Source organism: Roseovarius halophilus (ex Wu et al. 2025), from assembly GCF_047086965.1.
In genome coordinates this window covers 1-2,426 of the sequence record NZ_JBKOTX010000394.1, presented here as the reverse complement: position 1 = coordinate 2,426, position 2,426 = coordinate 1, and the positions used below count along the sequence as shown (strand labels likewise).

2 protein-coding genes are annotated in these 2,426 nt (G+C 69.4%); one reads left to right on the top strand and one right to left on the bottom strand.

Annotated features, from left to right (window positions below):
- A partial coding sequence (locus ACH107_RS32015) for a nicotinate-nucleotide adenylyltransferase (RefSeq protein WP_412509662.1) occupies nucleotides 1-513 on the bottom strand: 513 nt, incomplete at its 3' end.
- 184 nt (nucleotides 514-697) lie between these two features.
- Between ACH107_RS32015 and ACH107_RS32010 the strand changes: the two genes are divergently transcribed.
- A partial coding sequence (locus tag ACH107_RS32010) for a putative bifunctional diguanylate cyclase/phosphodiesterase (RefSeq protein ID WP_412509661.1) occupies nucleotides 698-2,426 on the top strand: 1,729 nt, incomplete at its 3' end.

Below are 2,426 nucleotides of genomic sequence, written 5' to 3'. Positions count from 1 at the left end.
CGGCAGCAACCGGCTTTCGCGGCCTTTCAGCCGCGCGAAGCCGTAAATCCGCGCGGCCCGCGATGCCCGCGCCGCGATGCGCTGGCCGGGCCGGGCCAGCACGCCCAAAGGCACCCGGGCCATGATGTCGTGCCAGTCCTGCCAGCGGTCCAGCTGCACGAGGTTGTCCGCCCCCATCAGCCAGACGAACCGGACGCCGGGGCGCACGGCAACGAGCCGCGACAGCGCCTCGGCGGTGAACCGCGTGCCCGCCTGCGCCTCGAAATCCGACACGTGCAGGCGCGGGTGATCCACCAGCGCCCGGCACGCCGCCAGCCGTCGCGCCAGCGGCGCCGGCCCCTCGGTCTTGAGCGGGTTGCCGGGGCTCACCAGCCACCAGACCTGGTCGAGACTGAACCGCCGCAGCGCCTCGCGGCTGATATGCACATGTCCCGCATGGGGCGGGTCGAACGATCCGCCAAGCAGCCCGACCGACTGGCCCGGCCGCACGAGCGGCAGGTGATACTTGGACAAGGGCGCCCCCTTTTCCCGAAATTCGCACGATTTTTAATGATCGTGCCCGCGTTTGGCCACCGGATATTAATTCCCCGGCCGCTACACCGCGGGCAGGCAGCAACCGCAAGGCAGGCCAGACGTGACCAGCACCCCGCATTCATGCGCAATGTCGACGCCCCCGGCCGGTCCGACTTTCGCACTCATGCTTGAATCGACCCGGGACGGGATCGTGCTTCAGGATGTCAGCGGCCGCATCGAATGGCTGAACCCGGCCGCCGAACGGATGTTCGGCTGGCCCCTGTCCGACGTGATCGGGCGCAAGCCACAGGAATTCGTCCTGCCGCCCGACGCCCGCCCGCCGGCGGCCGACATCGCGGGATTCCGGTACGACCTCGACAGCCCGATCTTCGGCCGCAACCTGATCACGCGGCACATGCGGCGCGACGGCACGTTTTTCTGGAACCAGCAGAGCTTCGCGGTCATCGACCCCGGACCGGGCGCTGACGGCAAGAGGGTCATGATCACCTGCCGTGACGTGACGGAGCAGGTGACCACCGAAACCGACCTGCGCCGCGCACAGGTCGATCTCGAACATGCCGCCCATCACGACGACCTGACCGGCCTTGCCAACCGCAAGAGGCTGGCGGGCTACCTCGCCTCGGACGGGGTGGCGCGGCAGGTCGGGCGCGGCGCGCTCAGCGTGCTGCAGATCGACATCGACAAGTTCAAGGACATCAACGACACGCTGGGCCACGGCGCGGGCGATGCCGCGCTTTGCCACCTCGCGCGCGCCCTGCGCGGGTGCTGCGGCGCCGAGGACCTGATTTGCCGCACCGGCGGGGACGAATTCATCCTCGTCTGTTTCCAGTGCCCGCAAAGCATATCACTGGAAACCCGCGCCGAACAGGTGCTCGCCGCCGCCGCGCGCCCGCTCACCTGGCATGACAGGACGATCCGGCTGGGCTGTTCGATCGGGGCCGCCCGCGCGGGGCCCGGCGACGACACGGGCGAGGATCTGATCCGCCGCGCCGACCAGGCGCTCTATGCCGCCAAGCGCCGCGGGCGCGGCCAGGTCGTCATCCATACCGAGGCGCTCGGACGCTACCACATGGCCCGCCAGCAGTTGTCGCAGGACTTGCGGGCGGCGATCGACGGCAAGCAGTTCATCATCCACCTGCAACCGCAAATGACACTGGCCGACAACCGCATCACCGGCTGCGAGGCGCTGATCCGCTGGCAGCATCCCCGTCACGGCCTGCTGGCGCCGGGGCAGTTCCTGCCGGCCGCCGAAACCGCGGGCCTGCTGGCCGAGATCGACCATATCTCGACAACCCTCGCGCTCGACGCGCTCGTGGCCCTCAACAGGGCGGGCGCGACCGGGCTGACCATGTCGATCAACGTCTCCGCCGCGACGCTTGCCGACGCGAACTATCCCGCGCTGCTGGACTGGGCGCTGCAGGCCCGCGGGCTGGCGGCGTGCGACATCTGTGTCGAGATACTCGAAACCACCATTCTCGACGGGGCCGATATCGACATCGTCACCGCCGTCGAACAGCTCAAGCGGCTGGGCGTGCGGCTCGCGCTCGACGATTTCGGGACCGGCTATGCCGGGCTGGCCCACATGGCCCGGTTCGAGATCGACGCGATCAAGCTTGACCGCTCGATGATCTCGCAGCTTGAACGCGACCCGCGCAACCGGGTCATCATCCGCGCCATCATCCGGCTCTGTTCGCTGCTGGGGATGCGCACCGTGGCCGAGGGCGTCGAGACGCGCGAACAGCTTGACATCCTGCGCCGCGCGAACTGTCCGGTCATCCAGGGATACGGCCTCGCCCGGCCGATGCCGCTGGCAGAGCTGACGGCGTGGCTGGACCGCTACGGCAGGGCCGCCCCCGGCGTGCCTGACACAACGCCGGCGCGTCGCGCCGCCG